Source organism: Arthrobacter sp. ISL-85 (assembly GCF_018613675.1).
Taxonomy (GTDB): domain Bacteria; phylum Actinomycetota; class Actinomycetes; order Actinomycetales; family Micrococcaceae; genus Arthrobacter.
The window spans coordinates 87,851-109,978 of sequence record NZ_JAGGPQ010000019.1; the positions used below are offsets into that span (position 1 = coordinate 87,851).

Annotated in this window: 23 protein-coding genes; 10 read left to right on the plus strand and 13 right to left on the minus strand. The window is 65.7% G+C overall.

The features are described from left to right. The first annotated feature begins 26 nt into the window (after positions 1-26). The 3 genes from aceB to J7I84_RS15095 are packed head-to-tail and all read left to right on the plus strand — an operon-like array spanning position 27 to position 3,727. Positions 27-1,625, plus strand: a complete 1,599-nt coding sequence (aceB, locus tag J7I84_RS15085) for a malate synthase A (RefSeq protein ID WP_214945361.1) — start codon at positions 27-29, stop codon at positions 1,623-1,625. Between the two features lies 1 nt (position 1,626). After that, positions 1,627-2,922 (plus strand): DUF6986 family protein, encoded by a 1,296-nt coding sequence (locus J7I84_RS15090; RefSeq protein WP_214945362.1) that lies wholly within the window; start codon positions 1,627-1,629, stop codon positions 2,920-2,922. After that, on the plus strand, positions 2,915-3,727 hold the full coding sequence (locus tag J7I84_RS15095; protein WP_214945363.1) for a bifunctional allantoicase/(S)-ureidoglycine aminohydrolase: 813 nt from the start codon (positions 2,915-2,917) through the stop codon (positions 3,725-3,727). The genes J7I84_RS15090 and J7I84_RS15095 overlap by 8 nt, the downstream gene beginning before the upstream one ends. Positions 3,728-3,809: 82 nt before the next feature. Here the strand turns inward: J7I84_RS15095 and J7I84_RS15100 are convergent, their stop codons facing one another. From J7I84_RS15100 to J7I84_RS15115, 4 genes are all read right to left on the minus strand, one after another. Further along, positions 3,810-4,991 carry a zinc-dependent alcohol dehydrogenase gene (locus J7I84_RS15100; protein ID WP_214945364.1) on the minus strand — a complete coding sequence of 394 codons (1,182 nt, stop codon included), beginning with the start codon at positions 4,989-4,991 and terminating at the stop codon, positions 3,810-3,812. Between the two features lie 151 nt (positions 4,992-5,142). Continuing rightward, the gene (locus J7I84_RS15105; RefSeq protein WP_214945365.1) at positions 5,143-5,856 is read right to left on the minus strand and encodes an HAD family hydrolase; all 714 of its coding nucleotides are present in this window, start codon (positions 5,854-5,856) and stop codon (positions 5,143-5,145) included. Next, entirely contained in the window at positions 5,856-6,146 is a 291-nt protein-coding gene (locus tag J7I84_RS15110; RefSeq protein WP_214945366.1) for a hypothetical protein, read from the minus strand. Before J7I84_RS15110 ends, J7I84_RS15105 begins: the two co-directional genes overlap by 1 nt. Before the next feature lie 114 nt (positions 6,147-6,260). Further along, on the minus strand, positions 6,261-8,087 hold the full coding sequence (locus tag J7I84_RS15115; RefSeq protein WP_396020076.1) for a glycoside hydrolase family 15 protein: 1,827 nt from the start codon (positions 8,085-8,087) through the stop codon (positions 6,261-6,263). A 45-nt stretch (positions 8,088-8,132) separates the two neighbouring features. Here J7I84_RS15115 and J7I84_RS15120 point away from each other — a divergent pair, with 45 nt between their 5' ends. Together J7I84_RS15120 and J7I84_RS15125 are read left to right on the plus strand one after the other, a co-directional pair. Next, entirely contained in the window at positions 8,133-8,864 is a 732-nt protein-coding gene (locus J7I84_RS15120; RefSeq protein ID WP_214945368.1) for a DUF72 domain-containing protein, read from the plus strand. Positions 8,865-8,896: 32 nt separating this feature from the next. Further along, on the plus strand, positions 8,897-10,009 hold the full coding sequence (locus J7I84_RS15125; RefSeq protein WP_251046667.1) for an App1 family protein: 1,113 nt from the start codon (positions 8,897-8,899) through the stop codon (positions 10,007-10,009). A gap of 26 nt (positions 10,010-10,035) precedes the next feature. Here the strand turns inward: J7I84_RS15125 and J7I84_RS15130 are convergent, their stop codons facing one another. The 4 genes from J7I84_RS15130 to J7I84_RS15145 all read right to left on the minus strand — a co-directional run bounded on the left by J7I84_RS15130 (position 10,036) and on the right by J7I84_RS15145 (position 13,079). Then, positions 10,036-11,631 carry a GH1 family beta-glucosidase gene (locus J7I84_RS15130; RefSeq protein WP_214945369.1) on the minus strand — a complete coding sequence of 532 codons (1,596 nt, stop codon included), beginning with the start codon at positions 11,629-11,631 and terminating at the stop codon, positions 10,036-10,038. Positions 11,632-11,730: 99 nt separating this feature from the next. Then, the gene (locus J7I84_RS15135) at positions 11,731-12,108 is read right to left on the minus strand and encodes a hypothetical protein (protein WP_214945370.1); all 378 of its coding nucleotides are present in this window, start codon (positions 12,106-12,108) and stop codon (positions 11,731-11,733) included. 86 nt (positions 12,109-12,194) lie between these two features. Continuing rightward, a complete protein-coding gene (locus J7I84_RS15140; RefSeq protein WP_214945371.1) occupies positions 12,195-12,572 on the minus strand; it encodes a DnaJ domain-containing protein in 378 nt (125 codons plus the stop codon). A gap of 81 nt (positions 12,573-12,653) precedes the next feature. Further along, entirely contained in the window at positions 12,654-13,079 is a 426-nt protein-coding gene (locus J7I84_RS15145) for an Hsp20/alpha crystallin family protein (RefSeq protein WP_214945456.1), read from the minus strand. Positions 13,080-13,218: 139 nt separating this feature from the next. Here J7I84_RS15145 and J7I84_RS15150 point away from each other — a divergent pair, with 139 nt between their 5' ends. After that, positions 13,219-13,536: a MerR family transcriptional regulator gene (locus J7I84_RS15150; protein WP_214945372.1), complete on the plus strand. Its 318-nt coding sequence runs from the start codon at positions 13,219-13,221 to the stop codon at positions 13,534-13,536. Between the two features lie 23 nt (positions 13,537-13,559). Here J7I84_RS15150 and J7I84_RS15155 read toward each other — a convergent pair whose 3' ends face one another. The 4 genes from J7I84_RS15155 to J7I84_RS15170 form a co-directional block, all read right to left on the minus strand. Then, a complete protein-coding gene (locus J7I84_RS15155) occupies positions 13,560-14,357 on the minus strand; it encodes a phosphatase PAP2 family protein (protein ID WP_214945373.1) in 798 nt (265 codons plus the stop codon). 116 nt (positions 14,358-14,473) lie between these two features. Further along, positions 14,474-16,294: a S8 family serine peptidase gene (locus J7I84_RS15160; RefSeq protein WP_214945374.1), complete on the minus strand. Its 1,821-nt coding sequence runs from the start codon at positions 16,292-16,294 to the stop codon at positions 14,474-14,476. A gap of 138 nt (positions 16,295-16,432) precedes the next feature. Continuing rightward, on the minus strand, positions 16,433-17,311 hold the full coding sequence (locus J7I84_RS15165) for an NAD(P)-dependent oxidoreductase (protein ID WP_214945375.1): 879 nt from the start codon (positions 17,309-17,311) through the stop codon (positions 16,433-16,435). Positions 17,312-17,356: 45 nt separating this feature from the next. After that, entirely contained in the window at positions 17,357-17,950 is a 594-nt protein-coding gene (locus J7I84_RS15170) for an adenylate kinase (protein WP_214945376.1), read from the minus strand. Positions 17,951-18,204: 254 nt separating this feature from the next. Here J7I84_RS15170 and J7I84_RS15175 point away from each other — a divergent pair, with 254 nt between their 5' ends. From J7I84_RS15175 to J7I84_RS15185, 4 genes are all read left to right on the plus strand, one after another. Next, positions 18,205-18,948, plus strand: a complete 744-nt coding sequence (locus J7I84_RS15175) for a GAF and ANTAR domain-containing protein (protein WP_214945377.1) — start codon at positions 18,205-18,207, stop codon at positions 18,946-18,948. A 66-nt stretch (positions 18,949-19,014) separates the two neighbouring features. Then, positions 19,015-19,137: a hypothetical protein gene (locus tag J7I84_RS21820; protein ID WP_285291232.1), complete on the plus strand. Its 123-nt coding sequence runs from the start codon at positions 19,015-19,017 to the stop codon at positions 19,135-19,137. Positions 19,138-19,429: 292 nt separating this feature from the next. Beyond that, positions 19,430-19,807, plus strand: coding sequence for a metalloregulator ArsR/SmtB family transcription factor (locus J7I84_RS15180; RefSeq protein ID WP_214945378.1), 378 nt, complete (start codon positions 19,430-19,432; stop codon positions 19,805-19,807). Further along, positions 19,804-20,868, plus strand: coding sequence for a cation diffusion facilitator family transporter (locus J7I84_RS15185; RefSeq protein WP_251046668.1), 1,065 nt, complete (start codon positions 19,804-19,806; stop codon positions 20,866-20,868). Before J7I84_RS15180 ends, J7I84_RS15185 begins: the two co-directional genes overlap by 4 nt. A 68-nt stretch (positions 20,869-20,936) precedes the next feature. On the opposite strand, the gene J7I84_RS15190 is transcribed toward J7I84_RS15185, so the two are convergent. Further along, the gene (locus J7I84_RS15190; protein WP_214945379.1) at positions 20,937-22,115 is read right to left on the minus strand and encodes an acyl-CoA desaturase; all 1,179 of its coding nucleotides are present in this window, start codon (positions 22,113-22,115) and stop codon (positions 20,937-20,939) included. Positions 22,116-22,128: the final 13 nt, after the last annotated feature.

The window sequence follows — 22,128 nt, forward strand, 5'->3', positions numbered from 1 at the left end:
TTCCCAGCCCAAGGAAAGGACCAGAAATGGCCATCACCGTCACAGATCCCCGGCCGATCGACCGTGCGGAGGAGATCCTCACGCCCAAGGCACTGGCCTTCGTGGAGGAGCTCCACAAGCGGTTCGCCGGCACCCGCAACGAGCTCCTGGCGGCCCGTGCCGTCAAGCGGCAGCGGGTAGCCGCGACCGGCAAGCTCGATTTCCTGCCGGAGACCAAGGACGTGCGCGACGGCGACTGGAAGGTTGCGCCGGCACCGGCGGCCTTGCAGGACCGCCGGGTGGAGATGACCGGCCCCGCCTCGCCGGCGAAGATGGCCATTAATGCCCTGAATTCCGGCGCCAAGGTGTGGCTGGCGGACCTCGAGGATGCCAGCACGCCCACGTGGGCCAACGTCATCGACGCCATCCTGAACCTCCGCGATGCCGCCCAGGGAACCCTCAGCTACACCTCGGATGAAGGCAAGGAGTACCGGCTCCGCACCGATGCACCGCTCGCCGTCGTGGTGGCCCGCCCCCGCGGCTGGCACATGCAGGAGAAGCACCTGCTGGTCGACGGCGTACCGGCAGTGGGTGCGCTGGTGGACTTCGGGCTGCACTTCTTCCACGTCGCCAAGCAGCTGGTGCTGAATGGACAGGGCCCGTACTACTACCTGCCCAAGATGGAAAGCCACCTTGAGGCCCGGCTGTGGAACGACGTGTTCGTCTTCGCCCAGGACTTCCTGGGACTGAACCAGGGCACCATCCGCGCCACGGTGCTGATCGAGACCATCCCGGCGGCGTTCGAGATGGACGAGATCCTGTACGAACTGCGGGACCACGCGTCAGGCCTGAACGCCGGCCGCTGGGACTACCTGTTCAGCATCATCAAGTACTTCCGCGATGCCGGCGGGGAGTTCGTCCTGCCGGACCGCGCCTCCGTGGTGATGACCGCCCCCTTCATGCGCGCCTACACCGAACTCCTGGTCAAGACCTGCCACCGGCGCGGCGCCTTCGCCATGGGCGGCATGGCCGCGGTGATCCCCAACCGCCGCCACCCCGAAGTCACCGAGGCCGCGTTCGAGAAGGTCCGCGCGGACAAGACCCGCGAGGCCAACGACGGCTTCGACGGCTCCTGGGTTGCCCACCCGGACCTGGTCCCCACCTGCCGGGAAGTCTTCGACTCCGTCCTGGGCGACAAGCCCAACCAGGTGGACAAGCAGCGTCCGGAGGTTTCCGTCGCGGCTGACCAACTGCTGGACGTCCAGTCAGCCGACGGCCAGGTCACCGAGGCCGGACTGCGCCTGAACCTGTACGTCGCCGTCGCCTACACGGCGGTGTGGCTGTCCGGGAACGGTGCCGTGGCCATCCACAACCTGATGGAGGACGCCGCCACCGCGGAAATCTCCCGTTCCCAGGTGTGGCAGCAGATCCGCAACAAGTCCATCCTGGCGGACACCGGCAACACCGTGACCAAGGAGCTGGTGGAGCGGGTCCTGGGCGAGGAAACCGAGCGGCTCCGCACCGAGTTCGGCGATGAAGCGTTCCGCCGCTACTACCAGCCGGCCAGTGAGCTGATTGCTGACATCTGCCTCTCCGACGACTACACGGACTTCCTGACCACCCCCGCCTACGAGCTGGTGGACTGAGATGCCAACACCCAGGTCATCGCTCAGCGCGGGGGACCTCGCGCACATTGACGGACAGCTTGCGGCCACTGACCGGCTGCTGGAACAGAACTACCCGGGCGACGACGGCTCCCGCCAGCCCGTGCACACGGTGTACGTGCCGGCGGACCGGTTCACGTCGTCGCTCGCCGCCGACTGGGGAGCCCAGGCAACGGCGACGGCGGAAGCCCACGGCGGCTTCGAACAGCTGGGGCGGCTCCTGGGCCAGGACGCGGGCCTCGCCGGGTCTGTCGCCTCCCGCGTCCAGGCCAAGCTCGCCAGCGAGCCCATCGAGGACCTGCGCCTGGACTTTGAAGACGGCTTCGGCGACAGGGGCGACGACGCCGAGGACGCCGCCGCGGTGGCCGCAGCTTCCGCCGTGGCCACCGCAGTCGCTGCGGGGTCCGCTCCCCCGTTCATCGGCATCCGGTTCAAGTGTTTTGAGGCGGCGACGCGGGCGCGCGGGCTGCGGACCCTGGACTTGTTTGTTTCGGGCCTTGCCGCTGCCGGTGAGCTGCCCGCAGGCCTGGTCCTGACCCTGCCCAAGGTCACCACCGTTGCCCAGGTGCAGGCCATGGACTATGCCGTGTCCCGGCTTGAGGACGTCCACGGATTGCCCGCCGGACGGCTCCGCTTCGAAGTGCAGGTGGAAACGCCGCAGCTGATCCTGGGCCCGGAAGGTACGTCGCCGGTGGCGCAACTGCCGCATGCCGTCCCCGGGCGGATCAGCGGCCTTCACTACGGCACCTACGACTACTCGGCATCCCTGCAGATCTCCGCCGAGTACCAGTCCATGGAGCACCCCGTGGCCGACTTCGCCAAGGAAGTCATGCAGCTGGCCGTTGCGGGTACGGGCATCCGGCTCTCCGACGGGTCCACCAACATCATCCCCGTGGGGGACAACGTGGAGAACGCCTGGCGGCTGCACGGCCGCCTGGTCCGGCGGTCGCTGGAACGCGGCTACTACCAGGGCTGGGACCTGCACCCGGCCCAGCTGCCCAGCCGGTTCGCCGCCACCTACGCCTTCTACCGTGAAGGTCTGCCGGCCGCTGCCGCGCGCCTGCGCAATTACGTGGAGCGGACCGAGGGCGGCGTCATGGACGAACCCGCCACCGCCCGGGCCCTGGCCGCCTTCGTGCTGCGCGGCGTCCAGTGCGGCGCAGTGGGTGCCGAGGAGGTCCAGGCGCTTGCCGGCGTCGGGATTCCGCAACTGACCGCACTGGCGCACCCGGGGCTCGCCACCTCCAACACCTCAGCAAAGGATCTCCTTCATGGGTAAGTACTACTCCCCCACCGGCGGGCTGCCGCCGCAGACCCACTTGACCACCGAGCGGGCCATCGTCACGGAGGCCTACACAGTGATTCCCAAGGGCGTCATGACGGACATCGTCACGTCCAACCTGCCCGGCTTCGCCAGCACCCGCTCGTGGATCATCGCGCGCCCCATCTCTGGCTTCGCCACCACCTTCTCCCAGCTGATCGTGGAGATCGCCCCCGGCGGCGGCGCACCCAAAGCCGAGTTTGAAGCAGGCGTCGAAGGCGTAATCTTCGTCACCAGGGGCAAGGTCAACCTGACCCTTGACGGCGAACTGCACCAACTGGAGGAAGGCGGCTACGCCTATCTGGCCGCAGGCTCGGAATGGGGCCTGGAGAACGTTTCCGACGACGTCGTGTCCTTCCACTGGATCCGGAAGGCCTATGAGCGCCTCGAAGGCTACGAGGCCAAGTCCTTCGTGACCAACGAGAAGGACGTTGAGCCGACGTCCATGCCGGACACCAACGATGCCTGGAAGACCACGCGGTTCACGGCCTCGAACGACCTCGCCCACGACATGCAGGTCAACATCGTGACGTTCCAGCCGGGCGGCGTGATCCCGTTCCCCGAAACGCACGTGATGGAACACGGCCTGTACGTCCTGGAGGGCAAGGCCATGTACCTGCTGAACAACGACTGGGTGGAGGTGGAGGCCGGCGACTTCATGTGGCTGCGCGCCTTCTGCCCGCAGGCCTGCTACGCCGGCGGCCCCGGCGAGTTCAGGTACCTGCTGTACAAGGACATGAACCGCCAGGTGAAGCTGACCTAAAGCCCCCCAACATCCGGGCAACAGCAGAGGCCGTTACGGAGTTACTCCATAACGGCCTCTGCTGTTGCCCTGTTGGTCAGGGTCAGGCGCCGGGGTTCAGGACCACCTTGATGCAGCCGTCTTCCTTCTTCTGAAACTTCTCGTACAGGGCCGGCGCACCCTCCAGGCCCGAACGGTGGGTGACCAGGTCCATCACGCCCAGCGGGTCGGCGTCGTCCTCCACCAAGGGAAGCAGTTGGTCCGTCCAGTGCCGCACGTTGCACTGGCCCATGCGAAGCTGAAGCTGCTTGTCAAACATTGTCATCAGCGGCATGGGGCTGGCCTCACCACCGTAGACACCGCTCAGCGACAGGGTGCCGCCTCGGCGGACTGCATCGATGGCGGTATGCAGCACCGCGAGCCGGTCCACACCCGCGGTCTCCATCGCCTTCTGCGCCAGCTTGTCCGGCAGGAGACCCAGCGCCTGGTGCGCAAACCCAGCCACGGGCGAACCGTGCGCCTCCATTCCGACGGCGTCAACTATTCCGTTCGGGCCCCTCCCATCGGTCATCTCCCGCAGTTCGTCAGCGACACCTTTGGCATAATCAAGCGTTTCGACTCCATGCCGGGCCGCCATCTCACGACGTTCCGGGACCGGATCGACGCCGATGACCCGGTATCCCCGATGGGCTCCGATCCGCGCCGCGAACTGGCCCACGGGTCCGAGCCCGAACACCGCCAGGACACCGCCAGGTTCAACATTGGCGTACTCCACCCCCTGCCACGCGGTCGGGAGGATGTCCGAGAGGAACAGGTAGCGCTCATCGGGAAGCTCGCTGCCCACCTTAATGGGGCCGTAGTCAGCGTGCGGGACGCGGAGGAATTCAGCCTGGCCGCCGGGGACCGACCCATACAGCTCGGAAAAGCCGAACAGGGCTGCGCCGGAGCCCTTCTCTTTAACCTGTGTGGTTTCACACTGGGACTGCAGGCCCTGCTTGCACATGAAGCAGTGGCCGCAGGAGATGTTGAAGGGAATCACCACACGGTCGCCCTTGCGGAGGTTGGTGACGCTGCTTCCCACCTCCTCCACGATGCCCATCGGTTCGTGGCCGAGGACATCGCCCTTGTGCATGTACGGGCCCAGGACCTCGTAGAGGTGCAGGTCGGAGCCGCAGATGGCGGTGGAGGTGATCCGGACGATCGCATCCGTCGGTTCCTGGATGACGGGATCGGGCACTTCTACCACGCTTACCGACCGTTTTCCTTGCCACGTCAGTGCTTTCACAGTCTCCCTTTCGGTCTGCTTGCTCCAGGGGTCTCCCTGGGGCGGGGCAGGGCACCCGTGGGCGCCCTTTCTTCGACGGTATCGGTTTTACCCGAAAAAAGTAAGCATGCTGACTAAAAGCTTATGGCCGCCGGCGGCGAGCCGCTGTGAATCAGGGGTTCGGCTGCAGTGCAAGCAGCCGGCCAATGGCACTGGAGCCAAGGTTCTCCAACAGGTCCCGCGGCCCCTCATAAACCTCCACGGCACCCGCGTCCCGAAGCTGCGCGGGGTGGATGCCCCCACAGGCGACCCCGATAGCGGGGATGCCTAGCGCGCCCGCTGCCTTCATGTCCCACACAGCGTCACCCACATACACAGCATTCGCGGCCTCGACACCCACGGCATCCAGGGCTGCCTCCAGGATGTCCGGCGCCGGCTTGCTTTCCTTCGCATCGTTCGCGCTGGTGGCGGCGTCGATGAAGGCGTCCGCGTCCAGGACTGACCGCATGACCTGGAGGTCCCGCTGCCGGGCTGAGGAGGCAAGCGCCACGGCGAGCCCACCGGCGTGGCACTGGCCCAGCAGTTCCTTGGCGCCGTCGAGGCTTCGGAGCGAGGGCCAATGCGAGGCATACAGAGCGCCATGGCTGGCCATGATGTCTTCATCCTCGTCCCGGTCCCGGCCGGACGGCAGTAGGTTGTCCACCAGACGGGCGCCGCCCATGCCGACGAGTTGATGGATTGCGGCCATGGGAACATCGTGACCGTATTGGCGGAACGCGCCCCACCACGCAATGGTGTGGATGTACGACGAGTCAATCAGCGTTCCATCAACGTCAAACAGGACCCCCCGGCGGGGGCCACCGGGGGGTGTAGTGGAGTCGGCCATCAGCCCACCGCTGCCCGTCGTACACCAGGCGCCTTTTTTAGCCGGGCAGCTTCCTCCTTGGGGGAACTGACGGGCCGTACGCGTTCACGGATCACAGAACCGGCGCCGTCCAGGCTCTTGTCCCGGATGAGGCCCGTGCCTGCGATTTCACGGGCCATCGCAACGCCTGCCACAGCTGCCCTCTTGGTCGGGAAGGTCACCGAGATGGCCATGAGGTTCCCGCTTCCGTCCATCATCCTGATCCGGTAGCCACCGTCAGGGGCATCAACGAGTTCAAAAAAACCAGCCATAACTATCACTCCTCCATCAATCACGGCACTGTGCTTGGGAGCACTCCATGAGGTGTTAGTAAGTATACTTATCTATCCGGCGAAGGAGAAGTTACAGCCCCGGTCCGCGCCGCCTCAGCGCGAATCCGCCTGTGCAGACGGAAGGGGTATGTCACTGCGCCGAACCGTATCCTGATGGAGCTCCAGCGCGCTAGTCACAAGAGCGAAATGGCTGAATGCCTGCGGTGTGTTACCCAGTTGACGGCCCGCCTTGACCGCCCATTCCTCACTCAACAGCCCCACATCGTTGCGCAGTTCCAGCAGCCGTTCGAAGAGTTCGCGCGATTCCTCATGGCGCCCGGCGCCCAGGAGCGCCTCCACCATCCAGAATGAACAGGCCAGGAAGACGCCCTCGTCGCCGGGCAGGCCGTCGTCGCTCTCTTCCGGTTTGTACCGCAGCACGAACCCGTCCTGGGTCAGCTCCCGCTGGATGGCCTCAATGGTGCCTATGACCTTGGGGTCGTCATTAGGCAGGAACCCGACCCTGGGGATCAGCAGCAGGCTGGCATCCAGCTCGGGGCGGCCGTAGGACTGGACAAACGTATTGCGCCCGGCATCGAAACCGTTGGCCATGATGTCCTCGCGGATCTGGTCCCGCAGCGCCTCCCAGCGCTCCACCGGACCGGGCAGGCCGGAATCGCGGACGCCCTTTACCATCCGGTCCGCCGCCACCCACGCCATCACCTTGGAATGGGTGAAGTGCCGCCGGGGCCCCCGCATCTCCCACAGCCCGTTGTCCGGCTGGTCCCAAATGGTTTCCAGGTGTTCCATCAACGCGATCTGCACATCCCAGGCCTCGTCAGTGTGCTTCAGCAGGGAGTTCCGGGTCAGCGCCAGGCAGTCAAGGACCTCCCCCCACACGTCGAGCTGGAACTGCTCGGCCGCCGCGTTTCCGATCCGGACGGGGGCTGAGTTTTCGTAGCCCTTCAGCCAGGGCAGCTCCATCTCCGGCAGCCGCCGCTCGCCGTGGATTCCATACATGATCTGCAGGTCTGCGGGGTCTCCGGCAACAGCCCTGAGCAGCCAGTCCCGCCAGGCAGCGGCCTCGGCCGTGTATCCGGCGGACAGCAGCGCCTGCAGGGTCATGGCGGCATCCCGGAGCCAGCAGTAGCGGTAGTCCCAGTTTCGCTGGCCGCCCGGCTGCTCCGGAAGGGAAGTTGTGACGGCAGCGACGATGCCCCCGGTGGGGGCGTACGTCAGCGCTTTGAGCGTCACGAGGGAACGGACCACCGCGTCCTGGTACTTCCCCTTGACGGTGCACTGCGAGGACCAGCCGCGCCAGAATTCGAAGGTGCTGTCAAGGACGTCCTCTGCGTCAACACTTACGGGGCGTCCCACGTGGCTTGGTGCCCAGGTGAGCACGAACGGCACCTTCTCGCCGGCGCTCACGGTGAAGTCGCTGACAGTGTGCATGTTCTCTCCATGCAGGGGCGCGGGAGTGACCAGGTAGACGGCGTCCGGGCCTGCGATGGCATGCAGCCCGCGCTTGTCCTTGCGTACCCAGGGCACGATGTGCCCGTAGTCGAACCTCATGGTCAGTTCTCCGTGCATCTTGACGCTTCCGCTGACACCTTCCACGATCCTGACGATGTCAGCCACGGAGTCGCGGGGCGGCATGAAGTCGGTGACCCGCACCGTGCCGTCCGGCGTGTCCCACTCGGTGTCCAGGACCAGGCTGCCGTCCCGGTAGCTGCGCCGGGTACACATGCCTCCGCCTGCCGGCGCCAGCAGCCACCGGCCCGCGTCCGGGGTGTCCAGCAGTGCATTGAAGCACGCGGGGGAATCGAACCGCGGAAGGCAAAGCCAGTCGATTGAGCCTTCCTTGCTGACCAGGGCCCCGGTGTGGAGGTCGCCAACTACCGCATAGTCTTCGATTCGCGCCATGACATTACCCTGCCACACAGAGCTCCGAAGGGAAGGGGAATGTGCAGGTGTAGCCTGAAGGAAATGGCTATCCATATCGGCACCTCCGGCTGGAGCTACGACCACTGGGTGAACGTCCTGTACCCGCCCGGGCTGCCCGTCCGGGACCGGCTCCAGTGCTACGTCTCCAGGTTCGGCACGGTTGAACTGAATGCCAGCTTTTACCGGTGGCCCCGGGATACCACCTTCGCGGGCTGGAACAGGCGCCTGCCGCCCGGTTTCGGCATGTCCGTCAAGGCACCCCGCGGGCTGACCCACGCGCGCAAGCTCTATTCACCGGAAGTCTGGATTGAGCGCATCGCCCGGTGCTGGCATGAGTTGGGGGACAAAAGGGCCGTACTCCTGGTCCAACTGCCTCCCCAGCTGGAGCGCGACGACGCGAGGCTGGACTACTTCCTGGCCGCGCTTCCGTCGTGGATCAGGGTGGCCGTTGAGTTCAGGCACCCCAGTTGGGACTGCCCCGAGGTGTTCGCGCTGCTGGAGCGGCACCAGGCGGCCTACTGCATCATGAGCGGCGCCAACCTGCCGTGCATCCTGCGGACTACCGCGCCGTTCACGTACGTCCGGCTGCACGGGCCTGACCAGGAACACCTGTACGGCGGCTCCTACTCGGACGGCGACATGCACTGGTGGGACGACCGGATCCGCGAGTGGGACGGCGCGGGCATCGACGTGTACGCCTACTTCAATAACGACGGCGAAGGGAACGCGGTGCGGAATGCCGAGACCCTGCGCGGGATCGTGGGCGCCGGCTGATGCTTGCTGCCGCCCTGTGGCAGAGTTAGGGCATGGACACGGCTCCGCAGAACCCAGCCCGGGACACGGCACAAGCACCGCGGCAAAACAAAAGCGGCCAGTACGTGCTGTCGGGAAGCCAGTTCTTCCGGCTGGCACACCGGCTGTCCGACGCGGTAAATGATCTCAGGATCACGATCGCCAAACGGTGGAACTTCGTGCCGCAAACCATCGCCTACCAGGGCTACGGTTCCACCACCCGGGTACGGGTGCTGGGGCGCGTGCTGCTGACCCACAAGCCGCTTCCCGGCAGCAAAGCGGAACACGAAGCAAGAAACGGCAACCAGAACATCCGTGGCTGGCGCGCCTTCACCGGGGTGCCACTGCAGTACAGCGACGTCGAAATCACCATCGGCGACGTGGTCACCCACGTCACGGCGGACCGGGGCGGACTCATCGACACCGAGGTGGATGTGCAGCTGTCCCCGGGCTGGCACACTGCAGTCCTTCGCGCGGCAGGAACCGAGCCTGCGGATGCACTGGTCCAAGTGATTGCCCCCGGTGCGGAGTTCGGCATCGTCTCCGACATCGACGACACCGTCATGGTGACCGCCCTGCCCCGGCCCTTCCTGGCGCTGTGGAATACCTTCGTGCTCAGCGAACGGGCACGCATGGCTACCCCGGGAATGGCCGTGCTGTTGGACCGGCTGACCATTGAACACCCCGAGGCCCCTGTGATCTACCTGTCCACCGGCCCCTGGAACGCCGCCCCCACGCTGGGCCGCTTCCTGACCCGCAACATGTACCCCAAGGGCGCGCTGCTGCTAACCGACTGGGGCCTCACCCAGGACCGTTGGTTCCGCAGCGGACAGGACCACAAGCACCGCAACCTGGAGCGGCTGGCCCAGGAGTTCCCGGGCATGCGATGGCTCCTGATCGGCGACAACGGCCAGCATGACGAGGCCATCTACTCAGCCTTCGCCGCCGAAAACCCGGAGAAGGTTGCAGCCATCGCCATCCGGCAGCTGTCGGTCAGCGAGTCGGTATTCGCCGGCGGCCACTCCGAGGACGGCGACCACGCCACGTCCCGGGTGCCGTGGATCTACTCCCCCGACGGCGCCGGCATCGCCAGGCAGCTTTCCATGCTGGACCTGCTCCGGGGCTGACCCTCCCGGGGCCGGGCCCCCACACGCTACGTGCCGGCACCCAGGGGCGCGCCGTCGTCGGGCGCTTCATTGCCCAACAGATCTTCGCTGCCCAACAGACTTTCGCTGCCCAAGAGACTTTCGCTGCCCAGCAGATCAGGAACTACCGCCTGGGCGATGGCCAGCCCAGCCGCTGCGGCCAGGTCGCGTTCCTCGATGAGCTCCTGGAACCAGAAGTAGGACGCCTTGGGCGTGCGCTCCAGCGTTTCAAAGTCCACGTGCATGAGGCCGAACGGCTGCTTGTAGCCGGCAGACCACTCGAAGTTGTCCAGGAATGACCACACGTAGTAGCCGCGCAGGTCCACGGACTCCGCCACGCCACCGGGGGCCGTGGCCCGCAGTGCCGTTTCAAGGTGGTCGGAAATGTACTTCAGCCGGCGCTCATCGGGGACGAACCTGGTGTTGGTGGACTTGTCCCGGACAATGATGTCCTCAAAGCTGGCACCCCCTTCGGTGATAATCACCGGTGGCAGGTTGGGATAGCGGTCCGCCATCTCCTTAAGGGCAACCGCCATGTACTCCGGCTTGACCGGCCACCCGTACGCCGTGATGTCCGCCTCCGGCCAGGCTTCCACATGGAAGGGGGTTCCGCCGCCCGCTGCACCGAGGTCGCTGCCCATGGCCTCGGCCATGCTCGCCGGGACCGCGCCGCTGCCAGGCCCCACAGCCACCTTGGTGGGCATGTAGTAGTTGAGCCCATAGAAATCCAGTGGCTGGGAAATGATCTTCATGTCCTCTTCCGGATGTTCGAAGGAGCTGAAGAACTTGGCAGCGCGGATCAGGTCCGGATACTTGCCCGTGAGAACGGGGTCCGCGTACAGCCGGTTCTGGCCCAGGTCCATGAGCCCGGCACTGAGCTTGTCCAGGGGATTGATGGAGTTCGGCACCATGGGTGAATACACGTTGGTCATGCCGATTTCACCCGGCACCCTTGCGGCGCGCAGGGCCTGGACAGCGAGCCCATGGCCCAACAGTTGGTGGTGGACGGTGGGGAAAGCACCCAGGGCCAACTCCTTGCCCGGGGAGTGCACTCCCAGGGAGTAGCCGTTGGCGCTAACGGTCGCCGGTTCATTGATGGTGACCCAGCGCGCCACCCTGTCCCCGAAAGCTTCCGCCACGATGGCGGCGTACTCTCCCAGCCGATAAGCGGTGTCCCGGTTCATCCAGCCGCCCGCTTCATCCAGCTCCAGGGGCGTGTCCCAGTGGTAGATGGTGGCCATGGGCGAGATTCCGTTGGCCAGGAGTTCATCCAGCAGCCGGTCATAGAACGCCAGTCCGGCGCGGTTGGCGGGGCCGGTCCCTCCCGGCTGGATGCGCGGCCAGGAAAAGGAGAACCGATAGGAATCCACGCCAAGCTGCTTCAGGAGGGCCACGTCCTGCGGCATCCGGTGGTAATGGTCGGTGGCCACCGCCGGGCTGTGGTCCTCCACGATGGCGCCGGGCTTGGCGGCGAACCGGTCCCAGCCCGACGGGCCCCGGCCATCCTCGTCCAGTGCCCCTTCGATCTGGAATGCGGCAGTTGCGACGCCAAGCGTGAACCCCGGAGGGATGAGCGCTGCGAGGTCCTTGGCGGTGATATGCATTGCGGGTCCAGCCTTTTGGTCACGGTGGTTTGGGTACGTCCCAGAATGTCACAGCGCAGGACGGCTGACGAGCAGCAACTCCGTGCCGGGCACCGGCGGCTACTGTGAACCGAAAAGGAACTCCTTGGCATGTGCCACTGCCTTGCGGAAGGCGTCGTTGCGCAAGGTCACCAGGTGCTCCGAGTCGCCGTCGGACGGTTCAAGGTACGCGGTATAGCCGGGCCGCAGGACCCAGATGTCCCCCGCAGGCGGCAGGTAGAACACGCCGAAGGAACGCTGCTGCCGCTCTTCAGCCGTCCAGACCGGAACCACCGCCAGGGCAGCGCCGGTGGCCGGGTTGATCCACTGCGCCCGCGGCAGCGGCTGCTCGTGCGCCTCGGGGTCCAGGAAAGGTGCGGTCCCCGGGCCCCATCGCTGCTCAAAGCGCTCATGGAACGCGGGGATGAGGTGTGAATCGTAGCGCCGCCAGTCGCTCATGCAGCTTCCGCCTCCTAGGATGAATGGCAGTGCGGTTGAATGGCACCGCAATGATGAATATCCCCGGTTTCAGGCCGGGGTTGGTTTCAGGCCCAGGGCCCGCTCTCCCACCGCACCGGAGTGACGCGGATGGGTGGTCCGGAAGTGCCGCCGGTGCTGCGGACCTTCCGGACCGGAACGGTGGTGGGCGCCCCTGCCGCCAGGCGCCGGTCGTAATCGGCACGGCGGCCGGAGTCGTGCAGGACGTTGAACGCCTGCATGATTCCCAGGAGTTCGTCACGCTGCGCGGGGTCATCCGTCGTCGCGGACTGGTTCCCGGACGCCCCGTTGCCCCCGCCCGCCTGCCCGCCGTCCATGTCCGGATGGTGGCTGCGCATCAGGGCCCGGTATGCATGGGAGATTTCCGCCCGGGTGGCATCCCGGCTTACCCCCAGGATGGCGTAGTAATCGGGGTTGTGGGTCATTCCAGCCTCCCTGTTCGGGCGCGGCGCCCCTGCCGGAAAGGCAGGGGCGCCACAGGCAAGCCCTTGGTTTAACCAGTCAGCCTAGATGCCGATCTGGTGCATTTCGCCCTGCTGGGTCTGAATCTCGATCTTGCGTGGCTTGGCCTGCTCGGCCACCGGAATCCGCAGAGTCAGGACGCCCTGGTCATAGCTGGCCTTGATCTTTTCGGTATCCAGGGTGTCGCCGAGGATCAGCTGGCGGCTGAACACGCCACGGGGCCGCTCTGAGGCCACGAGCTCCACATTGGGCTGCGTGGGGTCCTGGCGCTCGGCCCGCACGGTCAGCACGTTCCGTTCAACGTTCAGGTCCAGCGAGTCCACCTTCACTCCGGGAAGGTCGAACGCCACCACGAACTCGCCGTCCTCCTGCCATGCGTCCATGGGCATGGCTGCCGGACGGGCAGCGGTTCCAAAGACCTGCTGCGTGAGCCGGTCCAGCTCACGGAACGGGTCGGTACGCATCAACATCATTTCCCACTCCTTCAGCTTCCAAATGTTGGATCTGCGCCATCCACGTCACCTGATCTATGGTGGTGGATATAGATTTTTTATAGCACTGGTGGGAAACTGAAGCAAGACACGGGCCGGACGATTTTTGGGAGTACATATGGCAGAACCTGTTGCGGGACGGTCGGCGCGCCCACCCGGGGCGCGTGCCCTGTACGCCATCTCGGTGGCCGCCGAACTCACGGGAACCGGGCAGCAGAACATCAGGCTGTACGAGACCAAGGGGCTGCTGACGCCGTTGCGGACAGCGGGCGGTACACGGCAGTACAGCGACGACGACATCGCAGTGCTGCTGCGCATCGGCCAACTCCTTGAAGAGGGGCTGAACCTGGCAGGCGTTGCCAAGGTCCTGGAGCTGGAGGCAGCGAACGTGAAACTCCACCGCGCCCTGCAGCGTGCCAGGCACCGGCAGCAGTGAAGCGACGTGATGCCCGGGGGGTTTCACTCCCGGGTGGATTCCTCTTTCGACAGCTCGCCCGTGATCCGTTCGCCCCGAATCCTCGCCGTCCGCCAGGTGTCCAGCGCGATGACTCCGCCCAGGATGAGCAGCGACAGTGAGAACGATGCCAGGGTATCGGTGGGCCAGTGGTAGCCCAGATAGAGGCGGCTGGCGATGGCAAGGACGATCCCGATCCCGGCCCCGATGAATCCGAAGACTGCTGCCCGCGGGTTCCGACGCCGGGAGAAGATCAGGTAGGCGCCCACCAGCAGGAAGTCGCAGGCTCCCAGGACGTGCCCGGACGGGAAGGAAAAGGTCTGGTCCGCACCGAACAGCATCTGGTCCACCGGGGGACGCGAGCGCTGGACAATGTGCAGGATGATCTGCGAGATGATCACGCCGGTCAGCATGGCGGATGCCAGCAGGATGGGGCGCCAGGCGTGTTTGGCGGCGAGTCCCCAGATAAGGATCACCACCAGCACGATGATGGGCAGGGCGATGGGGCCGAAGAACACGGCCAGGAAAATCATGATGGCAGTAACGGCTGCTGAACGCGTCGTCAGCAGCCAGTCATGCACAGGATGGTCTGCAACGGAAAAGCCGTCGGCCTGCAACACGCTGACCAGCGTGGCAATGAAGAGTGCCAGCCCCACCACGGCCAGGATGACCGAAGCCCGGTACAGGCGGCGCCGGTCGGCAGGGTCGATGAAGCGCTCCTCCACCACGAACTTCTCATGGAAGGTGTGCCACCTGCCGGAGTTTTTTTCCGCGGCTGCGGAACCTGCTGATTTCTGTGCCAATGTGCTGCCCGTCCCTGCGCCCTGTTGAATACACGCCGCATGTGCGTGCCGTGTAAATGCCTAGGCTGAAGATTATCCCCATGAAAGGCCCTTCACTCCATCACGCGGTCCGCTGGCTAGAACGAGCCGGTAGTGAACTGCCAGGTTTGGGAAGCGAGAGGGTTCCCGGCCAGGTCCCGGATGCCGGTGGCGCCGCCGGCCAGCGTCACGGTGTACCGCGTCTTGGCTGCCAATACTGATAGGGGATCAAGGATCCATTGGTTGGTGGTGCCGTTGCGGTACACCGTTGCTGCCACCACTGCCCCTGTGGAAGCGTTCTTCAGCGTGAAGGTGGCAGTGCTGACGTCCTGGACCGCCTCGCTGAAGGTGGCACTGACGTTGCTGCTCCTACGGACAAGGAGGGAATTGCTGACAGGGCTGTAGCTGGTGACCGTGGGCGCTGGGCCGATAGTGAAAGTCCAACTCGTGGTTGTCAGCGGTGTACCTGCTGCGTCCCGGATGGCCGAAACTCCGCCCACCAGGGTGGCGGTGTAGGTCACGTCGGCAGCGAGGTTTGCGGCCGGGTCAAGGGTGGCGGTCCTGGTGGCGGAGTTGTACGTGGCAGTGGCGGCGATGGTGGCTCCTGCGGCGTTCTTGAGCACGAAGGTCCCGGCCGACACGCCCTGGACGTCGGCGCTGAAGGAGGCCGTCATGTTGGTGCCCGCGGCCACTGCCGTGGCCTTGGCGGCCGGCGAAAGAGAGGTGACAGCCGGAGCAGGAGCTGGAGCGGGCGCAGGAGCCGCTGCGTCCGTGCCGGTGAACAGCAGGCGGTTCGGGGTCCCGGCCGTGGCCCCCGCGATCACTCCGGGCGTGGCGTTGGAGACCAGTGCCGCGGCCACGTCGGCCGGCGTCAGGGCCGGGTTCTGGGACAGCATGACGGCTGCGGCTCCGGCGGTGTGCGGGGCCGCCATGGAGGTTCCGGACATGGATGCCGTGGCCGTGGTGGAGGTGTAGTAGTCGGAGGTGATGCCAACGCCGGGAGCGTACAGGTCCACACAGGATCCGAAGTTGGAGAACGATGCCTGCTTGTCGGTGGAGTCGCTTGCTGCCACCGTGACGGCTCCCGGGACGCGGGCGGGCGAGCCCGTGCAGGCGTCCACAGCGGAGTTCCCTGCTGCCACCACGGTGGTGACACCATCCGCCAGGACGGCCTGGATGGCGTTGTCCACCGTGCTGCTGGCCGCTCCGCCGAGGCTGAGGTTGGCCACTGCGGGTGTTCCGGCGGCATGGTTCGCGGCGATCCAGTCCAGGCCGGCCACCACATCGGAGTTGTAGCCGGATCCGCTGCAGTCAAGCACCCTGACGGGCACCAGGGTGGCGCTCTTGGCGACGCCGTACGTGGAGCCGGCAAGGGTTCCCGCCACGTGGGTGCCGTGGCCGTTGCAGTCAGTGGTGCCGTTGCCGTCCGCCACAGCTGTCCAGCCCGCTGCGACGCGGCCGCCGAAGTCAGTGTGGGAGGCCAGGATGCCAGTGTCCACCACATACGCGGTCACGCCGGCACCGGCGCCGGACCACGAGTAGGTACCGGAGAGCGGCAGCGTCCGTTGGTCGGCGCGGTCCAGGCCCCAGGGGGCGGGCTGCTCGGTCCCGGAAACTTTGACGGGGGCATCGGGCTCCACGGACAGTACCTTTCCTGACTTGGCAAGGGCGGCCGCCTGGGCCGGGTTGGCGGTGACAACGGCGCCGCGGACGGCGTGTTCAAAGGTGCGGCCGACGGCGAGGCCCTGGCCCCGCAGCCCGGACACCTCGGCGGCGACGTCGGCAGAGGGGGCGTACTGGACAAGGTAGCGGGCGGTTGCATTGCCGGCGCCGGTGGGAGAGCCAGGGGCAGCGGCAGCGGGCAGGGAGGCTGTGGAAAGGGCGACGGCGGAGAGCAGCGCCGTGAGGGCGGGCAGCACGAAGAATCGGGTACGAATTTTGGGGTCCTTGTGGTGGCGGGGCGTGGCTGTACCAAAAGGATAGGAGCCGGAAGCGCATGGCTTCCGGCTCCTTGGATGATCCTGCGCCAACCTTTGGCGAGTGCTGCGGACCTGGGTTTATCCCTGGTTTCCCCCGGCGCCGGAGCCGACCGGCACGTGGTTCCGCCAGCTGTGCTCGGGCTCGAAGCCAAGCAGCCGCCGCGCCTTGTCGATGGACAGCATCGTTTCGTGTTCGCCCAGTTCCTTGGTGACCTTGACGCCCGGAAACACCTCCGCTGCGAGGCTGGCACTTGACCGGCTCATGACCGTGTCGGCATTGGCGATGATGAAGGCTTCAAACCCCGGCTTGGCGTTTTCCAGTGCCCGCACCACGGCCTGCGCGCCGTCCCTGCCGTCGATGTAGCCCCACAGGTTCCACTTCCGCAGAGTTGCATCCCCGTCGAAGGAGGGGAATTTCGCGTAGTCGGCCTCGTCCATCACGTTGGAGAACCGCAGGCCCGTGATGCTTAGGTCCGGGTCCCACCGCGTCATCTCCACGGCCATCTGCTCCTCGAGCGTCTTCACCAGGGAGTAGGTGCTTTCCGGCCGCGGCGGGTATTCCTCGTCCACCGGGATGTAGGGCGGGTCGACGTCGAACGGCAGCCCCAGCACTGTCTCGCTGGAGGCGTACACCACCTTCTTAATGCCGGCGCGCCGCGCCGCCTGGAAGACGTTGTAGGTGGACAGCATGTTGTTCTCGAAGGTGGCTGCGTCCGGAAGGATACCCGGTGCGGGGATGGCACCCAGGTGCACCACGGCGTCGAACCCGTCGTGCCGGTCATCTACCCCCAGCAGAGCGTCCACAACCTGCCCATAGTTGCGCAGGTCCACCACCAGGAGCCCGGGTCGGCGGTCACCCGCGCGGTCCAGGGTGAGGACCTGGTGTCCGTCGTCGGTGAGCCGGCGCACCACGTGCCGCCCCAGTTTTCCGTTTCCGCCTGTAACGGCAATTCTCATCAGTGTTTCCTTCCGTTGGAGTGCGTTCACCGTGCGATGTTTCGGTCAGGACGGGGGCCGCGGGACTGCAAGGAACTGTTCGACGGCGGTGATTGCCAGTGCGGTAATCCCGCCCGGATCGCCGCTGCCGTTGACGGACACCAGGATGCCCCTGCCCGCGTACACCGAGACTACTTCATGCGTCTGCCGATGGTAGAGCTCCAACCGGCGCCGGAACACGTCGATAGTGTCGTCGGTGCGTCCCTGTTCCAAAGCGCGCCGCTGCATCCGCTCTTCCAGTTCCGCGTCCGGTGCCTTCAATTCGATGACGGCGTCCAGCGCATGGCCCTGGGCCGCGAGCATATTATCCAGTTCCGTTGCCTGCGGCGCAGTACGCGGGTAGCCGTCCAGCAGGAACCCGTGCCTCGCGTCGCCTTCCAGGAGCCGGTCTTTCACCAGGGCATTGGTGAGGTGGTCCGGCACGAAGTGGCCGCCGTCCAGGTACTGGGCCGCCTGGTTTCCCAGAGCTGTCTTCCGGCTGACGTTGCTCCGGAAGATGTCACCCGTGGAAACGGCGGGCACCCGGAAGTGGCGCGCCAGGTGTTCGGCCTGGGTTCCTTTGCCGGAGCCCGGCGGCCCGATGATGAGAAGCCTGGTCATGTTCCTGTCCTTCCCCCATGGTGCTCCCGCTTCATTCTGCCGGGTGGCCCCTGCCTGGCGCCAGCAACCGTCACCGCATCCCGGGCGGTTACGGGCTCCGGGCCGCCCACGTTGTATATACTCTGGATATCGGTTTAGCAGCAGGCCGTTGGATAGTTCGTCGATCCAGCGACCATCACCGGCTCCCCGCACAGTTGCGGGGCGGTTGTGTGTTGCCGGCTCGTTTTGACCTGAGCGAATGGCACCAAGAAACCGTGGCCAGCGAGTCAACAGCAAAAACCGATACATCAATTACCGAACACCTGCATGAACTGGTGCTGGACAGCTCCGACGTTGAGGAGTTCCTCAACGAACTGGCCCAGGTGTCCGCCCGCAACCTGTCCGAGCCCGGCGACGAGATTCTGTGCGCCATCACGTTGCTCCGGCAGCGGAAGAATGCCACCGTTGCCAGCAGCAGCCCGGAGGCGAAGGCCATCGGACGGCTTGAACACAGGTTCACCGAGACCCCCGGCCTCGTGGCTTCCATTACCCAGGAGATTGTCCACGTTCCGGACCTTACCGAGGACGGCCGCTGGCCGGAATACTCCAGCGCAGTGATTACCCAGGGAGTGCACTCAGTGGCTGCCCTTCCGTTCCGGCTTGAAGGGGAAACCAAGGCAGCCCTGCTGCTGTACTCCCGGCGTGCCCGCCGCTTCGAAGGCCGCGTGCTGAAATTCGCGGAGGATTTTGTCAACCAGACTTCGCTGGCACTCCGCCTTGCTGTGCGGTTTGCGCACTACAGCGAAACGGCCGCGAACCTCCGCGCCACCCTGGAGTCCCGCACCGTCATCGACATGGCGGTCGGAATCATCATGGCCCAGAACCGCTGCAGCCAGCAGGACGCGTTCGACATCCTGAGGGCTGCTTCAAGCACCCGCAACTCAAAGCTGCACGACGTAGCCGCAGCCGTGGTCAACTCCCTGGGCCAGGGACCGGCGCGCACACATTACGACGGCTAGGGCGGGGATTCCAGCTGCCCTTCCCGCCGCCGGTAGACTCGTGCCAACTTTTCGCCGGGGGCCTGGATGGAACAGCACCGTGTCTGCCTTGTCGTGGAGGATGACGACGATATCCGCGGCCTGATCTCCATGGTCCTGTCGCCTGCAGATTTCGAGATCAGGGCCGTCGACACACGGGCGGACGGCTGACTCACCAAGCCGTTCCGTCCCAAGGAACTGAAAGAACTCGCCGGACTGCTGTGCCCGCCGGCGATTTCGACACCGGTGTTTCATAGGAGCCGCGCTCAATGGGCAAGCTCCTCCGCTGGTTTGCCGCCTGAAACCCAGGCTCGGCGCGGACAGCCGCACCGAGGACTGGTGCACTCGTTCGACGGCGGCGCGTGCCGCCGTCGAACGAGTGTTTTCCTGCTTTGGGATCAGCACGACGGGCTGGCGGCGCCGGCAGTTTCTCTCCGGGTCCAAGGTATGACAATATTTGCGCATGAATGCAGATAAGAATGCTTGCTCCCTGGGAACGGACAGCCAGTACGTGGAGTTGGCCGTGGAGGTCTTCGCCATGCTGGCGGACGCCACCAGGGTGCGGATCATCCTGGCGCTCCGTGACGGCGAGATGGCAGTCGGTGCCCTGGCGGAAGGGGTGGGCAAGTCCCCCGCCGCAGTGTCCCAGCACCTGGCCAAGATGCGCCTGGCGCGGATGGTGTCCACACGGCAGGACGGAACGCGGGTGCTGTATCGGCTGGAGAACGAGCACGCCCGGCAGCTGGTTGCCGACGCCATCTTCCAGGCCGAGCACGCACTTGGCGGAGAGCCTGCCCATCATCGCGTAACCAACCACCCTGCTCAAAGGAGCGCCTCATGAGTGGCCCCCACCCGGACTCGACGCATACGCACAACCACAGCCATGCGGAGGGGCACGGCGGGCACCACCATGGCCACGATCATGACCACGGACACGCGCACGACCACGACCACGACCACGACCACCATTCCGGGTTCAAGGGCTGGCTGTTCGAGCTGTTCGTTCCGCATACACACGACGCCGCCGATTCCATTGACGACGCCATGGAGGCCAGCACCGAAGGCATCCGGGCACTGAAGATCAGCATGTTTGTCCTGCTGGCCACCACCGTGCTGCAGTTCATGGTGGTCCTGTTCAGCAGTTCGGTGGCACTGCTGGCCGACACCATCCACAATTTTTCCGACGCCCTGACCGCGGTGCCCCTGTGGATCGCCTTCATCCTGGGGCGAAGGGCCGCCAACCGCCGTTACACCTACGGCTACGGCAGGGCAGAGGACCTGGCCGGCCTGTTCATCGTGGCCGTGGTTGCCCTCTCCGCCGTCGTGGCCGGATGGCAGTCGGTGGACCGGCTGATCCATCCCCAGCCGCTGCAGAACCTGGGCTGGGTCATCGCCGCGGGCCTGATCGGATTCGCTGGAAACGAAGCCGTGGCAATCTACCGCATCCGGGTGGGCCGCAGGATCGGGTCCGCGGCGCTGGTAGCGGACGGTGTGCATGCCCGGACGGACGGCTTCACGTCGCTGGCGGTGGTGATCGGCGCCGTCGGCGTCATGCTCGGCTTTCCGCTTGCTGACCCGATCGTTGGGTTGATCATCTCCGCAGCCATCATGGTGCTGCTCTGGGGCACCGTCCGGAGCATCGGGCGGCGGCTCATGGACGGCATCGAACCGGAACTTGTATCACGGGCCCAGGCCGCGCTCGAGGAGACGCCGGGTGTACTGGCGGTCCAACATCTGCAGCTGCGGTGGTCCGGCCACCGGCTGCAGGGTTCGGCACGCATCGAACTGGCCGACACGGAGTTGTCGCAGGCCGAGGAGATCCTTGACCGCGCCGACCACCGGGTCCGGCACGCCCTGCCCAAACTGGACCACATGCTCCTGGCGCCCGGCACCCGGCGATAGCAGGCGCCAACGCAGAAGTGACCCGGCCAGGCAGGGCCGGGTCACTTCTGCGTTTTGGATTTCCCGGCTTAGGCCCGGGCAGCCTTTCCAGGCAGTGCCAGCTTGAAGACCTTGGCCCAGGAGGAGCCCACCTGCTTCAGCAGCGGCCCAGTGGTGTACTTCAGGCCGTAGCGCTGGCAGATCTCGCGGACCCTGGGCGCCACCTCTCCGTACCGGTTGGAGGGCAGGTCCGGGAAGAGGTGGTGCTCAATCTGGTGCGACAGGTTGCCGGTCATCAGGTGCATGAACTTGGACCCCGAGATGTTGGCCGAACCGATCATCTGGCGCACGTACCAGTCGCCGCGGGTCTCGCCGTCCACCATCTCCTCCGTGAAGGTGTCGGTGCCTTCCGGGAAATGGCCGCAGAAGATGACCGCGTGGGCCCAGACGTTCCGCACGGCATTCGCTGCGATGGTGCCGAACAGGGCCTGCTTGGCCGAGCCGGTCAGCATAGCCAACGCGGGCGTGGCGGCGTAGTCCTTGGTGAACTGGGTGATGACCTTCTTACCCAGGGCCTTGAGGTCCTTGAGCAGGGCCTCCTTGGACTTGGTGCCTTCCTTGTACTCGGTCAGTTCGAGGTCATAGATGGCAATGCCCCACTCGAAGACCGGTGCCAGGATGGCATTGAACAGCGGGTTGGCCAGGTTGATGGGCTTCCACGGCTGGGCCTCGTCCATGCGGAGGAGGTTGTATCCAACGTCGTTGTCCTTGCCCACTACGTTGGTCCACCGGTGGTGCAGGTCGTTGTGGGTGTGCTGCCAGGAGCGCGAAGGCGTGACGAAGTCCCATTCCCAGGTGGTGGAGTGGATGTCCGGGTCCCGCATCCAGTCCCACTGGCCGTGCAGGATGTTGTGGCCCAGTTCCATGTTTTCGAGGATCTTGGCAAGGCTCAGCAACGTGGTGCCCGTGACCCAGGCGGCCTTGTTCTTGCTTACCAGCAGGGCGGCGCGGCCGGAGAGTTCCAGTCCGCGCTGGATCTTGATCATGCGGCGGATGTAGGCGGCGTCTTCGGCGCCGCGCTTCCCCAGGATTTCGTCCCGGATAGCGTCGAGCTCACGGCCCAGCTCCGCCACCTGTTCGTCGGTGAGGTGGGCTGCGGCCGGCGGCCGGACGCTGGGGCTTCCGGATTCGGCCAGCTTTCCGGGGCGCGTCCTGGAGGTGCCGGCGTTGGCGTCTGCAGTGGTTTTTGCGGGTGAGATGACAGTCATACGGTGCTGCTCC